General features: G+C 55.8%; 15 protein-coding genes. 7 read left to right on the top strand and 8 right to left on the bottom strand.

Features of this window, described 5'->3' with window-relative positions:
• The 7 genes from ACQY8X_RS11440 to ACQY8X_RS11410 all read right to left on the bottom strand — a co-directional run.
• The coding region (locus tag ACQY8X_RS11440; RefSeq protein WP_428035275.1) for a sigma 54-interacting transcriptional regulator at positions 1 to 933 on the bottom strand (933 nt) is incomplete at its 3' end.
• A gap of 144 nt (positions 934 to 1,077) precedes the next feature.
• Positions 1,078 to 1,905: an ABC transporter permease gene (locus tag ACQY8X_RS11435; protein WP_428035274.1), complete on the bottom strand. Its 828-nt coding sequence runs from the start codon at positions 1,903 to 1,905 to the stop codon at positions 1,078 to 1,080.
• On the bottom strand, positions 1,902 to 3,176 hold the full coding sequence (locus ACQY8X_RS11430) for an ABC transporter substrate-binding protein (RefSeq protein ID WP_428035273.1): 1,275 nt from the start codon (positions 3,174 to 3,176) through the stop codon (positions 1,902 to 1,904). The genes ACQY8X_RS11435 and ACQY8X_RS11430 overlap by 4 nt, the downstream gene beginning before the upstream one ends.
• A gap of 28 nt (positions 3,177 to 3,204) precedes the next feature.
• Positions 3,205 to 4,014 (bottom strand): ABC transporter ATP-binding protein, encoded by an 810-nt coding sequence (locus ACQY8X_RS11425; RefSeq protein WP_428035272.1) that lies wholly within the window; start codon positions 4,012 to 4,014, stop codon positions 3,205 to 3,207.
• A 311-nt stretch (positions 4,015 to 4,325) separates the two neighbouring features.
• A complete protein-coding gene (locus ACQY8X_RS11420) occupies positions 4,326 to 4,823 on the bottom strand; it encodes a DUF934 domain-containing protein (protein WP_428035271.1) in 498 nt (165 codons plus the stop codon).
• On the bottom strand, positions 4,820 to 6,517 hold the full coding sequence (locus tag ACQY8X_RS11415) for a nitrite/sulfite reductase (protein WP_428035270.1): 1,698 nt from the start codon (positions 6,515 to 6,517) through the stop codon (positions 4,820 to 4,822). Before ACQY8X_RS11415 ends, ACQY8X_RS11420 begins: the two co-directional genes overlap by 4 nt.
• A gap of 95 nt (positions 6,518 to 6,612) precedes the next feature.
• Positions 6,613 to 8,022 carry a PLP-dependent aminotransferase family protein gene (locus tag ACQY8X_RS11410; protein WP_428035269.1) on the bottom strand — a complete coding sequence of 470 codons (1,410 nt, stop codon included), beginning with the start codon at positions 8,020 to 8,022 and terminating at the stop codon, positions 6,613 to 6,615.
• A 109-nt stretch (positions 8,023 to 8,131) separates the two neighbouring features.
• On the opposite strand from ACQY8X_RS11410, the gene ccoG reads away from it, so the two are divergent.
• Complete coding sequence (gene ccoG, locus ACQY8X_RS11405; protein WP_428035268.1) at positions 8,132 to 9,490, top strand: cytochrome c oxidase accessory protein CcoG; 1,359 nt, start codon at positions 8,132 to 8,134, stop codon at positions 9,488 to 9,490.
• 73 nt (positions 9,491 to 9,563) lie between these two features.
• Here ccoG and ACQY8X_RS11400 read toward each other — a convergent pair whose 3' ends face one another.
• Complete coding sequence (locus tag ACQY8X_RS11400; RefSeq protein ID WP_428035267.1) at positions 9,564 to 11,363, bottom strand: sigma 54-interacting transcriptional regulator; 1,800 nt, start codon at positions 11,361 to 11,363, stop codon at positions 9,564 to 9,566.
• 210 nt (positions 11,364 to 11,573) lie between these two features.
• On the opposite strand from ACQY8X_RS11400, the gene ACQY8X_RS11395 reads away from it, so the two are divergent.
• The 6 genes from ACQY8X_RS11395 to ACQY8X_RS11370 all read left to right on the top strand — a co-directional run bounded on the left by ACQY8X_RS11395 (position 11,574) and on the right by ACQY8X_RS11370 (position 20,564).
• Entirely contained in the window at positions 11,574 to 12,929 is a 1,356-nt protein-coding gene (locus ACQY8X_RS11395; RefSeq protein ID WP_428035266.1) for an MFS transporter, read from the top strand.
• Between the two features lie 71 nt (positions 12,930 to 13,000).
• Complete coding sequence (locus ACQY8X_RS11390; RefSeq protein ID WP_428035265.1) at positions 13,001 to 14,644, top strand: DUF1302 domain-containing protein; 1,644 nt, start codon at positions 13,001 to 13,003, stop codon at positions 14,642 to 14,644.
• Between the two features lie 21 nt (positions 14,645 to 14,665).
• A complete protein-coding gene (locus ACQY8X_RS11385; protein ID WP_428035264.1) occupies positions 14,666 to 16,021 on the top strand; it encodes a DUF1329 domain-containing protein in 1,356 nt (451 codons plus the stop codon).
• A 69-nt stretch (positions 16,022 to 16,090) separates the two neighbouring features.
• Positions 16,091 to 17,146: a WD40/YVTN/BNR-like repeat-containing protein gene (locus tag ACQY8X_RS11380; RefSeq protein WP_428035263.1), complete on the top strand. Its 1,056-nt coding sequence runs from the start codon at positions 16,091 to 16,093 to the stop codon at positions 17,144 to 17,146.
• A 12-nt stretch (positions 17,147 to 17,158) separates the two neighbouring features.
• The gene (locus ACQY8X_RS11375) at positions 17,159 to 19,594 is read left to right on the top strand and encodes an efflux RND transporter permease subunit (RefSeq protein ID WP_428035262.1); all 2,436 of its coding nucleotides are present in this window, start codon (positions 17,159 to 17,161) and stop codon (positions 19,592 to 19,594) included.
• A gap of 1 nt (position 19,595) precedes the next feature.
• On the top strand, positions 19,596 to 20,564 hold the full coding sequence (locus ACQY8X_RS11370) for an alpha/beta hydrolase (protein ID WP_428035261.1): 969 nt from the start codon (positions 19,596 to 19,598) through the stop codon (positions 20,562 to 20,564).
• Positions 20,565 to 20,592: the final 28 nt, after the last annotated feature.

Genomic DNA, 20,592 nt, shown 5'->3' with positions numbered 1-20,592 from the left:
CAGTGTCCCGCCACTGGCTAACTCAATCTTGCCTTTTTTACTGGCGGATGCCCCGGTAAAAGCCCCCCGCTCATGCCCAAACAGCTCTGATTCCAGTAACTGCTCGGGAATAGCGGCACAGTTGATCGCGACAAAGGGCTGATCCCGGCGCGAGCTATTCAGGTGTAGCACCTGGGAAAAACGCTCTTTACCGGTGCCGGACTCACCGGTCAGCAACACCGTCACGACGGTGTCAGCCACGCGACTGATCTGCCTCAGGGCATCCCGCACCGCCTGGCTCTCGCCGAGTATACCGTGGTTATTCTCACCACTCTGATGCTGCAGGGCATCTTTCAGTTCACGGTTCTCCTCCTGCAGATAACTGGTACGCTCCTCAATCAGGTTACTGATACTGATGATCTGCGCAATAAAGGTCGCCAGAATTCGCAGAATCATCAGGTCGGCATCAATCGCCCGTGGTCGCATCCGCAACCGGTGCGCAGCCAGCACACCAATGGTTGAGTTACCATCCATAATCGGCACCGCAATATAAGCCACCATACCGTCTGGCAGAGTTTCCCGATCCACCGCCCGGAACAGATAACCCGGTTCCTCATCAATATTCTGAACCACCGCAGGCTGACCACTTTTCATCACCGTACCGGTGATGCCCTCACCCACTTTGTACACCCCCAACCGGCGCTCTTCATCACGCAAGCCGTAACTGTATCGGATCTGCAGGGTCTCACCGGTTGTCGATGGCAGCAGCACACGCCCACGATTCAAACCAAGCATCTGCGACATCAGCCGCAAGGTGCCGGAGATCGCTATCTCAGGTGTCGCCGCCTGGCCGATAAGCTTGGCTGACTCATGCAACACCGTCAGGTCGGATGCGCCGGCACCGGCATCACTCTCTACATTTTTATGCGACAGAACGTCTGTTGGATATCCCATAGGCTCTAACCTCTACAAACAGAAATACCTGTTGCCAGGCAACAGGTATATTCAGCACAATTCACACAGCGTCCATCACCAGACAACGCTGCAAAATGGATTGTCCAGCCGGGTGTTAACACCGGACTGCAGATACTCAAACCATCACTCCATATGCCAGTTAAAACGTTTAATCAGCACGCTACAGATTGTATCCAGACCATAGCCAATAATGCCGATAACGATAACCACGGCGGCGAGACTGTCATAAGACAAGGTGTCGCGAGCGTCGTTGATCGCATACCCCAGTCCGCTGGTGACACCTAGATATTCCGCCGGAACCAGAACCACCCAGGCAACCCCTACCGCAAGACGGATACCCGCCATGACGTCGGTCATAATCGCTGGCAGAATGATCCTCCGCAGCATCTGAAAACCGGATGCACCCAGGTTGCGCGCCACTTTAAACCAGTTAGGATCAATACGACGTACACCGTGGGCGGTGGAGAAGATGATCGGCCATACCGTCGCCATCACAATCAGGAAGATGATCGCAGAATCCCAGCTCTGAAAGGCCAGCACTGCAATCGGCATCCACGCCAGTGGACTGATCATGCGCAGAAACTGAAACGGCACGTTAGTCACTTTCAGCGCCAGACCAAAGTAACCCACTGTTACCCCCACCGGCACACCGATGCCGATACCCCAGACCAGCCCGGAAAGAATGCGATAAAGGCTGGAACCAATGGGTTGCCAGACTTCACCACTGGCCACCAGATCCACCAGCGCACTGAAGGTTGGAGCTGGCGCAAACGCGGCAAAGGCACTCAGATCCGGATCATTTTCAATCAAGAAACCACCGAACCACCACAGCAACATCAGCCCGGTAATCCCCACCGCCGGGTATTGCAGAGACTTCAACCAGCCAAACAGCTGCGACATATTCGGCATCACGCTGGCGACCGTTATCGTTTGAGTATTACTGCTGTTCATATCGCAACCACCTCTTCTCGCTCAAATGGGTTCTCCGCATTAAAACCTGGCGCATCTTCCCAGCCTTTATGCTTCTCCATCGCCGCTTTAACAAAGCGGTAATCCACCAGATCATCAGCCACAAAGTCTGCATCCAGCTCGTTCAGGAAGGTGGCATCACCACTCACCAGAGTGTTTTTCAACTCATTTACAATCAGTTTGGTAGCTGAAGGGAACGGCCAGGGCTGGAAGTCGATCCGGCCACTATTCCATTCCGGGTGCTGAATCGCATCGGGCACGGCATAGGTTTCTTCGTCATACAGCGTCATCGCACGCTCAACCACATTGGCTTTCATCGGCAGATAACGTTCGCCATCTTTAGACAGCAGATGAGCAACCTCTTTCTTGTTTTGCTGGGCGTAGATCTGAGCTTTGACAATGGCGTTCATCACCTTCTGAGTCCACTCAGGCTTGGCATTAACCTGATCCTCATTCATACACACCACACAGCAGGGATGGTTACGCCAGATATCACCGGTAAAGCGCAGCATCTTACCGCCAGCCAGCAGCTCACCGGCCGCATTAAAGGGCTCTGCCACGATAAAGGCATCAATCTTTTTCGCCGCCAGTGATGGTGGCATATCCGGTGGCGGCATAATCTGCAGATTCACCTCATCAGCCGCGACAGGCTCACCCTGCGCTTTAATCACCGGTTTCAGTCCCACATGTCGAAGCGCCATCTGCAACACGATATTGTGCATGGAGTACCAGTAAGGTACTGCAACCTGCTTGCCACCCAGGTCCGCAAAGCCCTCGGCTTTAACATGTTTACCCACCACCACACCGGAACCATTCAGATGAGCCCAGGACATGATTTTGACGGGGAAACCGTTGTTATAGCGCATCCAGATAGGGATAGGCTTAAGGAAGTGCACCAGATTGAATTTACCCGCTGCAAACCCTTCAACCAGCGGCGACCAGCCTCGAATCAGCGTTGGCTTTTCTGATTTAAGCCCCTCTTCCGCGAAGAACCCTTTAGCATGCGCGACCAGCAGTACAGTGGCATCGGTAATCGGCAGATAACCGATACGTACAACCTCATCTTCCGGTGGCTGGATACTGCCCCAGGCAGGCATGGCGGCGGAAAGCCCGAACATTGCAGCCAGCCCCCCCATAGCAAGGCTATCCATCATGAAATCACGGCGACTCATCTCATGCTTTTGCAGATAATCAAGATCGGCATCAGAGATCTCATTCGGCTTCGCATCAAGCTTAGAACTGTATTTTTTCATTATAAATTCCTCTTAAAATTGGCAGCTATCAGGCGGCTGATTCAGATACTTCAGACGCTTCGGTATCGGCACCACTACGGCCCGCCAACCCGGTATCGGTCCCTTTAAACTGTTGCATCAACTCGTCACGCATCGACTGGAAACCGGCATCCATATGTCGGCGCGGCCAGGGCAGATCAACCGTCAATTCACCGACAATGCGACCCGGATTCTGGGACATGATTAACACCCGGTCGGCCATCGCTATCGCTTCATCAATATCGTGGGTAACAATCACCATGGTGATACCGCGCTCGCGGCAGATATTCGGCACCTCTTCCTGAAGCTGTGTTCGGGTAAAGGCATCCAGCGCAGAAAAAGGCTCATCCAGAAGCAACACCTCCGGCTCGGTTGCCAGCGAACGCGCCAGTGCAACCCGCTGCTGCTGCCCACCGGAAAGACTCTGTACATTGACCTCTTTCTTATCGTGCAGCCCCACCATATCCAGCAACGCATCAACCCGCTCACCGGCCTCAGCCTTCGGCATGCCATCAAACAGCAGACCCAGCGCAGCATTCTCTTTGACGTTCATCCAGGGATATAGCGAGGCTTTCTGAAACATCATGTTCCACTTAGCGCTGGGCTTGGTCACCAGATGACTGTTGATGCGGACACAACCATCAGACGGAATCAGCAGACCCGCCATCATGTGCAACAGGGTCGATTTGCCACAACCGCTGCGACCAATCAGGGCCACCAGCTCGCCAGGCTCAATTCGATTTTCAATATTTTTCAGCGTGGGCTTTGCTGCAGCACTGAACCTGTGTGTGATGTAATCAAGTGATATAGACGCACCCATACTCCGGCTCCGATAAATTAGTATTGATCCAGATCAAAGCATTTTCCGGGCCAAAATTAATAAACCAATAAAAACATAGAGTTAGGTAGAGACATAGAATAAAGGAAACACCCACTATGGTCTGACAATGTCGAGCATTGTCAGGTAATGGCCAGTTATGCCCTGTTGCAGTGCAGCATTGCGCTCCATTGTCGGGCATATTTTCATCAATTTTAGTGAGGTTCGGGAGGATAAACAGAACGGTGAATTCGATAGGCTGTCAACCAGGAATTCTACTGACTGACAACCCGAAGAGATCCGGAAGACGCAGCTTATCTACGCCGGAACAGCGGCTGGGGTGTAGATACCGAACGGGCATAGATCAGATCAAACACTTCCAAACCTTTTAGCGCCTCCTCTGCTGACTTATCTTCACGAACAGCAAAGGAGCTGAAGCCACAGTGACGCATCGCCGCTAACTGATCTCGTAACACATCACCCACGGCACGCAGCTCTCCCTCGAAACCATGTCGGGCACGTAGCAGATAAGCCTGACTATAGGCCCGACCATCACTGAAGCGGGGAAACTGAAGCGCTATCAGCGGCAGAGAATCCAGCCAGGGGAGCAGAATGTCAGGGTCATCATCCGGATGCAGCACCACGCCATACAGCTTCTGCAAGCTTTCACCTGATTCCGCTAACACCAGCAGACGCTCCAGTGACACGATCTGATAATCGCGATTACCGCTGTCATCTTCACCCGGCATCGACCAGGGATCATCATGCACAACCGCAGAGACTCCGCTCACCGTCGTAATAATGTTTTTCATGCGGAGGCCTCCTCTGGAGTTTCCTGTGCAGTAGCGGTCAGCGTCTGATAAACCCGCTCTTTAAAGGGGTCAGGACCGATGCGGTTGACCGTTTCAATAAACGGCTCGTCCAATTCACGGTAGTCCAGATAGGTCTGCAACAAGCGGTTTATCGCTTCCGGCACCTCTTCCGCCCGGAACGCGCGGCCGATCACTTTACCCAGCGAACTGTTCTTTCCCTGAGCGCCGCCAATGGTGATCTGGAAAAACTCCTCACCACTTTTATCCACCCCGAGGATACCGATGTTGCCGATATGGTGATGACCACAGGCGTTGACACAACCAGAGATATTCAGCGTCAGATCACCCAGATCATGGAGGAAATCGATATTATCAAAACGTTCCTGAATGGCACGGGTGACCGGCAGTGAACGGGTGTTCGCCAACGCACAGTAATCACCACCGGGGCAGGCAATCACATCGGTCAGCAACCCCACATTGGGCTTCGCCAGATTAATCTCTGTCAGTTTTTTCCACAACGGATAGAGATCCTGTTTACGGATATCCGGCAGCACCAGATTCTGCTCATGGGACACCCGGATCTCACCGAAACCATAGCGTTCCGCCAGATCCGCCACAGCGTTCATCTGCTCGCCGGTAACATCCCCGGGAGGCGCGCTGGCACCCGGCTTGGTTGACAGTATCACCGAGGCATAACCAGTCACTTTATGCGGCTGCGTATTGCGCTGTACCCATAAGCCAAACTGCGGATCACGGGCCAGCCAGGCACCATATTCAGGATCAATCAGATCGAGTCGCTCGTAAACCGGTGGTGCAAAACCGGCAGCTACCCGCTGATACTCTCTCTCGGTCAGCACGGCGTCACTGTCTTTAATCAGCGCCCACTCACGCTCAACCTCCTGGGCAAACGCATCCACGCCCAGCGTTTTAACCAGAATTTTGATACGCGCCTTATACTTGTTATCCCGGCGGCCATAACGGTTATAAACACGCAGAACCGCTTCGGTGTAGGTGAGTATATGTTGCCATGGCAGAGCTTGTTTCACCCGCTCATTGAGGATTGGCGTTCTGCCAAGCCCACCCCCGGCCATGACATCCAACAGCATCTCACCCCTGTCACCCCGATAGAGATAGAGACCAATATCATGGGCGCGCACTGCGGCACGATCAGATGCTGAGGATGAGATAGCGATCTTAAATTTGCGCGGCAGAAAGAGAAACTCAGGATTTACCGTCGACCACTGTCTGAGGATTTCAGCCAGAGGGCGGGGGTCTATCACCTCGTCACCGGCCACTCCGGCAAACGCTTCAGTGGTGATATTGCGTACGCAGTTACCGGAGGTCTGGATCGCATGCATATCTTGATCGGCCAACAGCTGCAGGATGTCCGGCACCTGTTCCAGTTCAATCCAGTTAAACTGAATATTCTGGCGGGTAGTGAAATGGCCATAACCGCGATCAAAATCAGTGGCTATTTTAGCCAGCACCCGCAACTGAGCTGCAGAGAGGGTGCCATAAGGGTTCGCCACCCGGAGCATATAGGCATGCTTTTGCAGGTAAAGTCCGTTTTGCAACCGCAGCGGCAAAAACTCCTCTTCACTCAGATCGCCCGATAGCCGGCGTGCAACCTGATCACGGAACTGCTCTACCCGCGCCTGTACCAACGCCCGGTCATATTCATCATATCTGTACACAACATCAGTACTCGTTCAGCTACTTTAGCCGCCCAGAATATACTGAGGTGTAAATCAGGCACAGGCTCAATATTTTAATTTTTAATCGAGACAGATTAACCCTGCGGCACCAACACAGCGGACAAAACATTCAGCGCCTCAACCCGGCGCTTATCCCAGGGATGGGAAAAACTGAGACGCATACAGTTGCGAAATTGTCCCGATACCGAGAACAACGGCCCGGGGGTAATCACCACCCCACGATCAAGCGCTTCGGGATACGCCTCTAAGGTATCCACCCCGTCAGGTAGTTCAACCCACACCGCTAAGCCACCCTGCGGCAGGCTGATTCTCAAATCCCCGGGCCAGGCTCGCAGGTGCGCAATCAGCCGGTCACGTCGTTCACGCAACTCATGGCGCTGGCGGCGCAGATGGGCCGCAAAACTGCCATCGGCGATAAACTCAGCGACCCCTTGCTGCAGATAGCGACTACTGCTCAGTTGGGTCACCAGCTTAAGTTTGATAATCCGTTCGTGCCATCGCGCTCCTGAGATCCACCCCAGCCGCAGGTCCCGGGATAACGACTTTGAAAATGAGCTACAGAGAATCACCCGGTTATATTGATCCAGCGCTTTCAGCGGATCGGGCACCACTCCCAAAGCTGTATCGGCATAGATATCATCCTCAATAATGGCCAGATCATATTGTTCCGCCAGAGTTAACAAACGCTGCCGGGCGTCTGTCGGCATCAACGCCCCTCCCGGGGTTGAAAAGGCCGGTGAGACTATACAGGCTTTAACTTTCCAGCGTTTGAGCACCTCTTGCAGCGCCTCTATATCCATCCCTGTAGAGATGGATGTCGGCACCTCAACAACTTGTAAACCTAGCTGTTCAAGCAGCTGCAGCACACCGTAAAACCCCGGCGACTCAACCGCAACAATATCGCCCTTTTCGCAGGTCGCCATCAACGCCAGGAACAGCGCATGCTGACATCCGGAGGTGATACACAACTCATCAATATCCGCCTGCCAGCCACGGCGTAGCAGATGCAGGGATAGCTGTTCCCGCAAGCCAGCATCCCCTGCAGGAATATCGTAGTACTGGTAATCATCACCCCGTTGCCGACGCAGCGCTCTGGCGACCGATCTGTTCAGGGTGACAATGCCCGCGGGCAGTTCACCCGCGTGCAGATCGGGCAATAAATCAAAGGCGGCACTGCGGCGCATAATATCCAGCAACAGCTCACTCACCGTTACCGGCCTGGGCGCCTCGATACGTGAACGGCTGATCGGCTCCTTTACGGTTTTAGCATGCAGCGCAACAAAGTAACCCGCTTTAGGCCGGGCTTCCAGCAAGCCCTGCGCTTCGAGGCGCTGCAGGGAGTGCTGGACAGTCGCTTTCGACAGCCCATGCTGTTTGCACAGCGCCCGGATCGAGGGTAACCGATCCCCCATCAGCCAGCGCTGTTCTTCAATCCCTTTTAAGAGCCAGCTCTCAAGCTGTTGATAGAGATAATCTGATGTCATTGTGCCTTACCGCCTAACTGTACCTATTAACTATAATTTTTTTATACCTGTTCCTATACAAATTACAACCGTAATCTAGCGCAATCACAAAATTTAGTAGATTGTCGCCATGCAAAAAATTCCTGTTATACAAGATCCAACGCCTCCCTTTGCAACCGATGGTAAGTTTCACGTGCGCCTGACCGAGGGGCGTTTTCAAAACCTCAGACGGCTGACCACCTGGCCCATGATCGCACTGTTTTTCGGTCTTGCCTGGGTACAGATCGATGGTCAGCCGTTTCTGTTTTTCTCTTTTGAGCACCGCCGTATCACCCTCTTTGGCAGCGCGTTGTCCTGGCATGATCTGCCCTTACTGGCAGGATTAATGATTGCCGGGGCGACGCTGCTGTTTTTTATGGCGGTGGCCTGGGGACGGGTCTGGTGCGGTTTTGCCTGTCCACAGAGTGTCTGGACCTGGCTGTTTATCCGCATCGAGCAGCTGACCGAAGGGCGTGCCAGTGAACGGGCTAAAACTGATCACCTGCCACTGCGCGGTAAGCGTCTGTTACGCCGGGTACTGAAACATATTCTCTGGATCTCTTTGTCAATACTCACCGCGGCAACCTTCACCGGATACTTTGTCCCTATCCGCGAGATCGCTGCCGATATGATCAATCTGCAGATGTCATCCGCGCTGTTTGGCTGGCTGACTATTATGGCGGCGCTGACCTATGCCAATGCCGGTCTCGTGCGGGAAAAAATCTGTCTGCACGCCTGCCCTTATTCTCGCTTTCAGAGCGTGATGTTTGACGACAACACCCTGACCGTCAGCTACGATGCCGGACGTGGCGAACCACGGGCCAACCGCCGCAACGCCGATGCAAACAGTGGTGACTGTGTCGATTGCGGTATCTGTGTACAGGTCTGCCCCACCGGCATCGATATTCGAAATGGCCTGCAGGCGGCCTGTATCGACTGCGCCGCCTGCATCGACGCCTGCGATAACGTCATGGATAAGATTAACCGCCCAAGAGGATTGATACGGTTTGCATCCGAACGCCAGCTGGAGGGCAAACAATCCCCCTTCCTGCGTGGAAAACTGGCGGGCTATGCGGCGGTATCCCTCTGCGCGATCTCGGCGGTCGCCTATGGCTTTACCAATACCAAAAGCTTATTGGTAGAGGTGCGCCGTGACCGAACAGAACTGTTTACCCAGCTGGATCAAAATACAGTCTGCAATAACTACCGGGTTAAAGTAGAGGGGTTTGCCCGTCATCAGGAACTGATTAAGGTGTCCCTGTCCGCAACGCCGCAGTTTACCCTGAACGGGCCAGAAATAATCAAGCTCAGTGACAGTAACTCCGCCTGGCTGCCCTATCGCATTTGTGGCAGTAATGTGGAGCAGGCGAATGCAAAACTGGCATTTGTCTTCACCGGCAATGGCATCTCAACATCAAAGGAAACCACCTTCCTGTCGAAGCTGATCTGAGCCGGCGTTAAAACCCGGCAAGGAGCCCCCCTTCCTTGCCGGGCGTTTAAGAAAACCCACTACCGGCAGCGCGTCAGGCCTTGCTCAGGCGATAAGCCAGCTGCGCGCGCGACAATCCCATCATCCGTGCCGCAGCGGCCAGGTTGCCACGACACCGTTCCACAGCTTCCTGTATCAGGCGCAACTCCAGGCTCTCCAACGAGAGTGACTCGGATTGAGACAGGGCCAGGAAACGATCCAGTAACCCGCCTTCGATAGCCTCACTTGCTGCAAGAGCCTCGTTAGCATCCTCTTTCGCCAGCCCTCCAGCGATGCCGACGGAATACACAAATTCACTGGGCATCTGTTCAAACCGAAACAGGTGGCGCAGATCAATCGCATTATCATCGTCGGCGGAAATAACGCCTCGCTCGACCAGATTCTGCAATTCGCGGATATTGCCCGGATAGTCGTAGTTGAGCAAAGCTCGCACCGCCCGGGCCGTGAAGCCGGTGATATGGCGCCCATGCTGTTGACTGTAGCGCTGCAGGAAGTAGCTGAGCAACAGCGGAATATCTTCCCGTCGATCACGCAACGGCGGCAGGCGAACCGGAAATACGTTGAGGCGGAAAAACAGATCTTCCCGGAAACGTCCCTGACGTACCTCCTCTTCAAGCTCGACATTGGTTGCGGCCACAACCCGGACATCCACTCTGATCTCCCGTGTTCCGCCAACCCGCTCGATCACCCCTTCCTGCAAGGCGCGCAACAACTTCCCCTGGGAGACCAGACTCAGTGTTCCAATCTCATCGAGAAACAGGGTGCCTCCATCGGCACGTTCGAAGCGTCCCGGACGGGAAGCGGTTGCCCCGGTATAAGCGCCCTGTTCCACGCCGAACAGCTCTGCTTCCACGAGAGTATCCGGAATGGCGGCGCAGTTGACCGAAACGAAAGGCTTATCTTTGCGCGGACTGATCTCATGGAGCATTTGCGCAAACAACTCTTTTCCGACTCCGGATTCGCCGGAAAACAGTGCGGTCGCCCGGGTTGGCGCAACACGCTTTAGTTGATGGCAGCAGGCGTTGAATGCTGCCGAAATCCCCACCATATGTTTTTCGTCTTCCGCAGCCAGATTGTCGGTTACTTCAGGGAGTTCGGCGATATCGCGGGCCGAAGACGGATTGAAAGCACTGGTACTCAGAAAATCTTCACCATTGATGTAATGCAGGTCTTCCTCGACGTTTGGCCACTCTTCAGCCGGTTTACCAATAATACGGCAAGCCTGTCCCCCTGCTGCGCGACATTCTACTTCCCGAAAGATAACTAACCGCCCCAGCGTGGTTGATACATATCCCATGGCGTAACCAAGCTGCGTCCAGCAGGCCGGTTCAGACCCCATGCCGCAGTGAGCGATGTGGGCTTCGACCTCTACCGAGTTATGCCAGATAAACTCACCACTGTAGGTGCCCATGGCGGCATCGAACTCCAGATGGAGCGGCTCGACTTTAACCATCCCTTCGAGAGCATGAAGCCGCACTCCGGCCAGATAGGTAGACATTGGCCCCTGATCGGCCCAGCGAGCCATAACCAGTTCGGCATCGCGAACGCCGGAAATATAACCGGTACGCGTCAACAGTCCCCTCGCATCATCCAGACCCACTTTATCGATCAACTGCTGGCGCATCATCCCCAGTGCATCGCTCTGCATCAGCACGACACGCCGGTCATCCAGCCAGATCCGCCCGTCCCCGGGCGAAAATTGAATGAACTCAGACAGCTCCCCAAGCGTCGGGGAAACCGCATCGTTTTCAATTGATCCATCCCACCGCCACGTTTGAGTTGCTTCATCAAGGCGGGAAATGTCGGCTAAGGATATGCGTTCGGAGGATGACATAACAGTGACTCCAGAGAAAATTACTTAAATCGTAATAAAGCCAAAAGACCAAGTCCATGAAAATTTATGATATCCGAACATTTCAAAGCAACGCATCTTCAAGCAAAACTATCACAAACAGATAATTAAACTTTTTTATCTATATATAACAACAAGTTGAAATTAATTATCGCAATAGAAACGGGCTCACATCACTTTCTGGCGCATACATTGCTGTTATATGAAGATGCGATCGAAAATTACGGAAATCGGAAAATACCGAAACAATCGACACGACTTCAACAAGAAATGCGCGGGCCGAAAAGGAGAGTCGTCACCACGCAAGACGCCAGATTGATGGCGCAAGGAGATATAGCAATGTGCACACCTGATAGCATCAGCGGCAAGGCCGTTCTGGTAACCGCTCACGTCGCCGGACTGATTGATATGGTGGCCCTGCCACTCTGGATCGGAGCGTTAATCCAGTACTACCACTACAGCCCCGAACAAGCGGGCCTGACAGTAACAATATTCCTTTTCGCTGCACTCCTCGCAAGCCTGTTTGTTGCCCCCCGGTTCAACAGACTACCAAAGCGGCTTGCCGCAGCAGGCGGTTATGGTCTCGGCGCACTCGCTTTTTTCCTGATAGGACAGCAACCTTTAGAGAACAGCAACCCCCAGCTGATCATGCTTTTTCATGCACTCGGCGGTCTCGGCGTTGGCTGCGCGTTATCGTTTGCTCATGGCGCTATGGGACGCAGCGCTAACCCGCACCGCCTGTTCGGTACTGCCCACTTTGCCCTTGGCGTATTTGCATTGACGTTCCTTTCGCTGGTACCACAGGCGATCCAGCAGGTGAGCCCAACGATGCTGTTTAAGATCATTGCCGCAGGCATGTTCATCGCCAGCATCATGATGGCGATCGGCTTCCCCTACGTGGCCGATGACACGCCTGCAAGACAGTCAGGCAGAAACAGCTCCCGGGCAAAGATCCCGCCCGCAGCCTGGTTCATCATTGGCGTGGTGATGTGCATGCAGCTCAACCAGGCGATGGTTTTCAGCTTCGTCGAGCGCGTTGGCGCTGATCACGGCTTCGGCATCAGCGGCGTCAATGCGGCACTCATCGCCCTCGGCTTTGTCAATCTGTTTCCCGGCGGACTGGCGGCCCTCCTGCAAAACAGACTCTCACCAATACTGGTGGGCGTTGCCGGGCCGCTCGGACAAGCGATCCTCGCCCTGATCATTTTCAACTCGACAGACTACCTGCCCTATGCGGTCGCGGCCAGTCTGTTCGTCGCCATGGCGATCTTCACTCATGTCTTTCTATTCGGTCTGCTCGCACGGCTCGACACCAGCGGCCGGGCGGTTGCAGCAACCCCCGCAATGCTGATGGTCGGCTCATGTATTGGTCCCGCGCTGGGAGGCTCGATTGTTCAGGGTATTGGTTATCCCGGACTGGGCTGGGCGGCCTGCGTCATCACTGGCATCGCCATCGTATCGATCCTGCTGGTGCGCCACCACATGCTGCGCGCCACCACTGTGGCCCCAGCCACCCCGCAGATATTGACGGAGTCCATTATCGAATAAAGACAGCGCGAGTCCTCACGCAGAAAGCAATCACAAAAATAACACTGGTTTTACGCGAAGGAGATACACATATGAGAAACAAAAAGTCAGTCCTGGTGGTACACCGCACGATGGTGGCCGCAGCTGTGGCTCTGGCCTGTGGACAGGTACAGGCATTCCAGTTTGATACGGGCGATTCAGGCCTCAGGGCACGCTGGGACAACACCGTCAAATACAGCACTATCTACCGGCTGAGGGATCCGGACGCTACTCAACTGTCCGACTATGCGGCCGCCGGTTCGGTGAGTGACGACGGCGACCGCAACTTTAAAAAAGGCATCGCCTCAAACCGCCTGGATCTGCTCTCAGAGTTCGACCTTGTACATGACAGCAATAAAGGTTTACGCATCAGCGGCACCGCCTGGTACGACGACACCTATCAACAGGATAACGACAACGACTCACCGGCCAGCTCAAACAATATGAGCGCCCCCTTCGACCAGTTCACCGACAAAACACGCGATGCCGTCGGTCAGGGCAGCCGACTGATGGACGCCTTTGTCTTTACCCGTGGCCGGATCGGCAACATGCCCGCCAGTTTGAGGATCGGCCGCCACGCCGTCATCTACGGCGAAACCCTGATGTCCGGTAGCAACGGTATTGCCGGTGCCCAGGGCCCCGTCGACATTGTCAAGGCGGCGACGGTACCCGGCGCACAGGTTAAGGAGTTTCTCCTGCCCACCAATCAGATCTCCGCCACCCTGAAACCGACCAGCAATATCTCGCTGGGTGCTTACTACCAGTTCGAATGGGAAAAGTCGCCGTTCTTCGCCTCGGGCAGTTTCCTCTCGCCAGCGGACTTTCTCGGCGACTCTGAGTCTTTCCTGCCTCACGTCACAACCCGCACGTCCGATATGTCACCCGACGATGATGGTCAGTGGGGCGCACAGATGCGCTTCTCGCTGGGTGACACCGAATATGGTCTGTACGCCGCAAACTATCACGACAAAACCCCTTCGGCGGTTTACCTGAATATCGGTGCTAACCCGTTAGCCGGCGGAACCGTTATGCCGACCAGCTTCACCCATGTCTACCAGCAGGATATCAAGACCTACGGCTTCAGTGCCAGCACCGTACTCGGCAGCGATAACGTCTCCATCGAAGCCTCAGTGCGGGAGAACCAGCCCCTGACCGGCGGCAGTGGTTTCGTCCAGACCACCACCACACTGCTGGGCGGCCCTGCATTCGATAACCAGAACAATACCGCCTATGCCGTTGGTAACACCCAGCACCTGACCCTGGTCGACATCCACATCATCCAGCCCAATACCTTCCTCCGGGATGGTGGATCCATTGCCACCCAGCTCGACTGGCATCGCGTTGCCAGCGTCACCAGAAACGCAGCGGCTATCGACCCCACCACCACGCGGAGCGCCTCGCAGATCACCACCGCGTTCACCGCCGACTTCTACCAGGCTGTCGAAGGACTGGATCTGTCGATCCCGATCGTTCTGTCATACAACCTGTCGGGCCGCTCGCGGGTTTACTCCGGCTGGGTCGAACATGGCGGCTCTATCGACACCGGCATTAACTTCACCTACCAGAACGACTGGAAGGGTGGTTTCGGCTATCACCACTTTCTTGGCAGCCACGGCGTGGGCACGGGTGACGGACATTTCGACCAGACCCTGTGGGACCGCGACTACATTTCGTTCAACCTGTCACGCACCTTCTAAAAATAATAAGGAAACAGATTCATGAATGCACAGATCAAGACTCTCGCTGCCCTGATGGCCCTGACCCTGACAGGCAGCAGCCTGGCAGCGGTGTCGCCCGAAGAAGCGGCCAAGCTCAAGACAACCCTGACACCGCTGGGCGCGGAGCGGGCCGGCAACAAAGAGGGCAGCATTCCTGCCTGGACCGGCGGTTACACCAAGGCACCGGCTGGCTACCAGTCCGGTGATGTCCGCCCGGACTTCTTCCCTGATGAGAAGCCGCTCTACGCCATCACGGCTGAGAACATGGCGCAATATGCGGATAAACTAACCGATGGTGCGAAAGGCCTGCTGCAGAAATATCCCAACTTCCGCATGGATATCTACCCAACTCATCGCACCGCCGCAGCGCCTCAGTGGTATTACGACAATACCTTCGAGAACGCCACCCGCGCCAGACTTACCGGCGATGGCTACCGGTTCGAAGGTGCCTATGGCGGCGTTCCCTTCCCGATCACCAACGATCCCAAAGAGATGCTGCTGAATCACCAGACAGCCTGGACCCGTGGCGAATCAGCAATCAGTCCCTCACGCTGCTTTACCATATCACCGAGCGGTAAGATGACTATGGTCAGCGACGGCATCCAGAACCAGCAGTTCCCCTACAACTTCAAGGATGGCAGTCTGGAAAGCTATAGCGGCTATTTCAATATTGGCCACTACGTCCAGTCAGCACCCGCCTCGAAGGCTGGCGAATCGATCCTCGCCCACTTCCCCTCGGATGCAGACAAGAACATCGGTCTCTGGCAGTACCTGGTTGGCCAGCGCCGTGTACGACGCGCCCCCTCAGTGTCCTACGACACCCCGGACTCAGTTACCTCAGGCGCGGGCTTTTTTGACGAAGCGTTCATGCAGTTTGGGCCGTATGACCACCACGAGTACAAGCTGCTCGGTAAGCAGGAGATGTATGTTCTCTATAACAACAACAGGGCCAATGCCGCCCAGCCGGAGGAGCTCTTCACTCCGGACTTCCTGAACCCTGACCTGGTGCGCTGGGAACTCCACCGTGTGTGGGTTATCGATGCCACTCTGGCCCCGGGGAAGCGCCACGTTGTCGCCCATCGCCGCTTCTACCTGGATGAGGACAGCTGGCAGATTCTGATGGTTGATGGCTGGGATGCTCAGGGCCAGCTCTGGCGCATGACCTACACGCTGACCGAACTGGCACCGGATGTTCCCTCACTGGTGGCCAATATGGCCTGGGGTAACTACAACTTCCTCACCGGTGGCTACTACCTCAACGCTGCGACCAATGGCACCACGCAGTTCAAGGTTGTACCGCGGCGTCCGGATTCATTCTTCTCTCCTGATGAACTGGCGAACATGGGCGCCCGTTAAGCCCTCTCGTGGCCTCCCGCCGCTTCATGCGGCGGGTAATACTCGTTCAACAAGAGACCTGGAAACACTATGAAAGTGAAGTATCTACTTGCGTTGCTGGGGCTGTTTATTGCTGCGTCAAACCTGTTCGCCGCCGATCAACCGCCCCTCCCTGCGGCAGCCCTGGACAGGCCCGCCCTGCAATCACCCAAGTCGCAGAACATGGCGATTCTGTCGGTGACCCGTGCCGGCGACCGGGTGGTGGCCGTCGGCGAACGCGGCATCGTGCTCTATTCCGACGATAGCGGCCAGACCTGGACCCAGGCCCGGACGCCGACATCCGCAACCCTGACCGCAGTTCGTTTCGCCAACGACAAACGTGGCTGGGCAGTGGGTCACATGGGTATCGTACTGCATACGGAAGACGCTGGCGTCACCTGGGTCAAGCAACTCGACGGCATAGAAGCAGCCAGACTATCCCTCGAAGCGGCGCAGCAAAGTGGCGACGAACGCGCCATCCGCGACGCGCAATACCTGATTAAGGATGGTGCCGACAAGCCCTTCTTCGACATCTGCCTGCTGGACGATAACAACCTGATGATTATCGGTGCCTACAACCTGGCGCTACGCAGTGAAAACGGCGGCCAGCGCTGGACCGGCTGGCAGACCCGTATCGACAACCCGCGGGCGCTGCATCTGTATGCGATGCAAACCATCGGCACAACACAGTTCATTGCCGGCGAGCAGGGCCTGCTGCTGCGTTCGGACGACAATGGCCAGCATTTCACGCAGCTGGAATCGCCCTATCACGGTAGCTGGTTCGGTTTGCTGGCTGAACATGACGGCAGCCTGCTGGCTTACGGGCTACGCGGTAATGCCTATCTGACGACTGATCTCGGCAACCACTGGCAGCAGGTGAATAGCGGTACCCCCGTCTCGCTCGCCGCCGATACCGAACTGGAGGACGGACGTACCCTGCTCGTCAGCCAGGCCGGAGAGATCCTGGTCAGCACCGATAATGGCCTCAGTTTCAGCCGCTCACCCAAGCGACTGCGACTCCCCCTGACGGCCGTGACCGAAGCCCCCGATGGCCTGGTCGTGGGCAGCCTGCGCGGCGTCCATGCCATTCCTTTCCCCGCTGAATAAGCTGAGATGACTATGCACGCACCCCTAGACCACCAGCCCGTCGTTAAACGACTGGAAGAGTTCGATACCCGCTCAGGCAACCTTGCCGAGCGCACCCTGTTCAATAACCGGCTATTGATTGTCATTCTGTGCCTCTGCGGCACTCTGTTGCTCGGCTGGCAGGCGACCATGATCCAGCTGCACGCAAGCTTCGACAAGATGATCCCGGCCTCGCATCCGTACATCACCAATTTTCTGGAGCACCGCGGCGATCTGCCCGGGCTGGGCAACTCAATGCGTATCGCGGTCGAGAACCGCGATGGCAGTATCTTCGACAAGGAATACCTCGACACGCTGCAGAAGATGAACGACGAGATCTATCTGCTGCCCGGCGTTGACCGCCCCTTCATGAAGTCCCTGTGGACCACCGCCACCCGCTGGGCTGCCGTCACGGAAGAAGGCCTGGAGGGAGGCACCGTGATGCCCGACGACTATGACGGCTCCCCCAAAAGCCTGGATCAGGTCAGGGCCAACATTGAACGTTCCGGCGAGATCGGCCAGCTTGTGGCCAGCAACTTCAGGTCGAGCGTGATCTTCGTGCCGCTGATCGACCACAATCACCTGACCGGTGAAGATCTCGACTACCGTAAGCTCAACGCCAGCATTGATCAGATCATCGCCAGGTACCAGAGCGACAAGATCCGCATCCATGTCACCGGTTTCGCCCGGGTAATTGGCGACCTGCTCGATGGTCTGGTCCAGATGCTCGGCTTCTTCGCCGTCGCCATCGTCATCGCCACCGTCATGCTGTACTGGTACACCCGTTGCCTGCGATCCACGACCCTGGTCGTGGCCTGCTCTCTGGTGGCCGTCATCTGGCAGTTTGGCCTGGTACAACTGCTTGGCTATGCCCTCGACCCCTATTCAGTGCTAGTGCCCTTTCTGGTTTTCGCTATCGGTATGAGCCACGGTGCCCAGAAGATGAACGGCATTATGCAGGACGTCGGCCGCGGCACCCACCGGGTAGTTGCGGCGCGCTACACCTTCCGACGGCTGTTCGTCGCCGGTATGACGGCGCTACTGTGTGACGCCGTCGGCTTTGCCGTGCTGATGATCATCGACATTCAGGTGATCAAAGACCTGGCCATGATCGCCAGTGTCGGTGTCGCCGTGCTGATCTTCACCAACCTGATCCTGCTGCCGATTCTGCTCTCCTATGTCGGCGTCAGCCCCAACGCCGCAGAGCGCAGTCTCAAAGCGGAACAACTCGACGAGCAGGGCGCCAAGCACTGGATGTGGGAGTTTCTCGATCTTTTCACCCAACGGCGCTGGGCGCTACGCTCGGTGATTCTGGGTGCTCTGATGGCCATCGTCGGTTACACCGTCAGCACCCACCTGCAGGTCGGCGATCTCGATCCGGGCGCGCCGGAACTGCGTGCCGACTCGCGTTACAACCGCGACAACGCCTTCATGGTTGAAAACTATGCCGCCAGCAGTGACATTCTGGTGGTAATGGTGAAGACCCCCGACGACCGCTGCACTGGTTACGCCACACTGTCCAGGATGGACCAGCTGGGCTGGCAGCTGGAGCAGTTACCCGGCGTTGAGGCAACCAACTCCATGGCCAATCTGTCACGCATCTCATCGGTCGGCTATAACGAAGGCAACTTCAAATGGCTGGAGCTGATCCCAAACGAGGATGTGTTGAACGGCGTACAAAACCGGGCACCGCGGGAACTCTTCAACCAGAGCTGCAATCTCCTCAGCCTCTACGTCTATCTTAAAGATCACAAGGCGGCAACGCTGACCCGTGTGGTCGATGCAGTTGAAGCCTATGCCACAGCCAACAACACCGGCGAGACGCAATTCATCCTTGCCGCTGGCAGTGCCGGTATCGAGGCTGCGACTAACATCGTTGTCAAAAAGGCCACCCACGAGATGATGTTCTGGGTATACGGTGCAGTAATCCTGTTGTGCTGGATCACTTTCCGCTCCTGGCGTGCAGTCGTCTGCGCCGTGGTACCGCTGGTGCTGACCTCGATTCTTTGCGAAGCGCTGATGGTGATGTTCGGCATGGGCATTAAGGTCGCAACCCTGCCGGTAATCGCACTCGGCGTTGGCATCGGCGTCGACTATGCACTCTACGTGCTATCGGTAATGCTCACGCGCATGCGTGCGGGGATGTCGCTTTCCGAAGCCTATTACCAGGCCCTGTTGTTTACCGGCAAGGTAGTGATGCTGACCGGTGTAACGCTGGCGATCGGCGTTGCCACCTGGGCGTTTTCGCCAATCAAGTTTCAGGCGGATATGGGCATCCTCCTGGCCTTCATGTTCATCTGGAACATGCTCGGCGCACTGCTGCTGCTCCCGGCCCTGGCCCACTTCCTGTTGCCTCAGGGCAGGCCCGAAGAGGCACCGGCGATGAACCACGAAAACGAACTTCTCATGACCACTACAAGCGAGACCTGACATGAATTGGAAAACCCGCTTCAAGGCAAAAGCCCTACGCTTCTTTATCGACCGCATCGTCATGCGCAAACCCGCGTATCAAATTGACGGTGTTCCTGAAACCGTTTATGACGAAGAGTTGATGATTCCAACGCCACAAGGCGAAACACGCACACTGTTCCACTGGCCCGCAAAAGCCCGCAATACCGATAGTCCGGTGCCCGCACTGGTGCTGATTCATGGCGGAGGATTTGTCTTCGGTTTGCCGGAGCACGAGACCCCTTTTTGCCAGCGCCTGGCAAACAACACCGGCTGCGTCGTGATCAACCCCGTCTACGCGCTCTCACCCGAACACCCGTTTCCCCACGCGATCCATCAATGCTATGAACTGGTCGCCTGGGTGGCGCGGGAAGCGACATCCCTGGGGATCGATCCCCAACGTATCGCTGTCGGTGGCCACAGCGCCGGTGGCAACCTGGCGACAGGGGTCGCCGCGCAGGCGCTTGCCAGGGGATTTCCAAACATCTGCTTCCAGATTCTCGACTATCCATTTCTGGATGGCAGCGTCGATGCCAGGGACAAGCCGCTTCCCATCCCGAAACCGGTCATTACGCCAGAGCTCGCCACGCTGTTCAATAGTTGCTATATGCCGGAAGGTACAAACCTTCGCGATCCACTGCTATCCCCGGTCTGCGCAGATCTGGAAGATCTGGCGGGCCATCCACCCGCACTGGTTATCACCGCCGAAAACGACGTGCTCCGCGAGGAAGCGGATCGATATGCCGATATGCTGCGCAGGGCTGGCGTGCCGGTCCGGCATGTAGTATTCCCGGGGGTCGACCACGCCTTCACCCACAACGGCCCAAAACAATCGGCAGACGCAGCCTGGCAACTGATAGAGGATTATGTAAGCGCGGCCTTCGCCAAAACGCCTTCTGAAGAATCGCCGAACTCACAACAACCAGAGAGCATGACGAACAATTCGCAGTGAGGCTAAAACCGTTTACTTAAAGCGGGCC

This window comes from Amphritea sp. (assembly GCF_050300915.1).
Lineage (GTDB): Bacteria > Pseudomonadota > Gammaproteobacteria > Pseudomonadales > Balneatricaceae > Amphritea.
This window is presented reverse-complemented; position numbering and strand designations above follow the sequence as displayed.

What these genes read in the sequence shown, in the direction of transcription:
- ACQY8X_RS11435 (WP_428035274.1), bottom strand. Translation starts at nt 1,905, where the DNA reads ATGAACAGCAGTAATACTCAAACGATAACGGTCGCCAGCGTGATGCCG.
- ACQY8X_RS11430 (WP_428035273.1), bottom strand. Translation starts at nt 3,176, where the DNA reads ATGAAAAAATACAGTTCTAAGCTTGATGCGAAGCCGAATGAGATCTCT.
- ACQY8X_RS11425 (WP_428035272.1), bottom strand. Translation starts at nt 4,014, where the DNA reads ATGGGTGCGTCTATATCACTTGATTACATCACACACAGGTTCAGTGCT.
- ACQY8X_RS11420 (WP_428035271.1), bottom strand. Translation starts at nt 4,823, where the DNA reads ATGAAAAACATTATTACGACGGTGAGCGGAGTCTCTGCGGTTGTGCAT.
- ACQY8X_RS11410 (WP_428035269.1), bottom strand. Translation starts at nt 8,022, where the DNA reads ATGACATCAGATTATCTCTATCAACAGCTTGAGAGCTGGCTCTTAAAA.
- ccoG (WP_428035268.1), top strand. Translation starts at nt 8,132, where the DNA reads ATGCAAAAAATTCCTGTTATACAAGATCCAACGCCTCCCTTTGCAACC.
- ACQY8X_RS11400 (WP_428035267.1), bottom strand. Translation starts at nt 11,363, where the DNA reads ATGTCATCCTCCGAACGCATATCCTTAGCCGACATTTCCCGCCTTGAT.
- ACQY8X_RS11390 (WP_428035265.1), top strand. Translation starts at nt 13,001, where the DNA reads ATGAGAAACAAAAAGTCAGTCCTGGTGGTACACCGCACGATGGTGGCC.
- ACQY8X_RS11385 (WP_428035264.1), top strand. Translation starts at nt 14,666, where the DNA reads ATGAATGCACAGATCAAGACTCTCGCTGCCCTGATGGCCCTGACCCTG.
- ACQY8X_RS11380 (WP_428035263.1), top strand. Translation starts at nt 16,091, where the DNA reads ATGAAAGTGAAGTATCTACTTGCGTTGCTGGGGCTGTTTATTGCTGCG.
- ACQY8X_RS11375 (WP_428035262.1), top strand. Translation starts at nt 17,159, where the DNA reads ATGCACGCACCCCTAGACCACCAGCCCGTCGTTAAACGACTGGAAGAG.
- ACQY8X_RS11370 (WP_428035261.1), top strand. Translation starts at nt 19,596, where the DNA reads ATGAATTGGAAAACCCGCTTCAAGGCAAAAGCCCTACGCTTCTTTATC.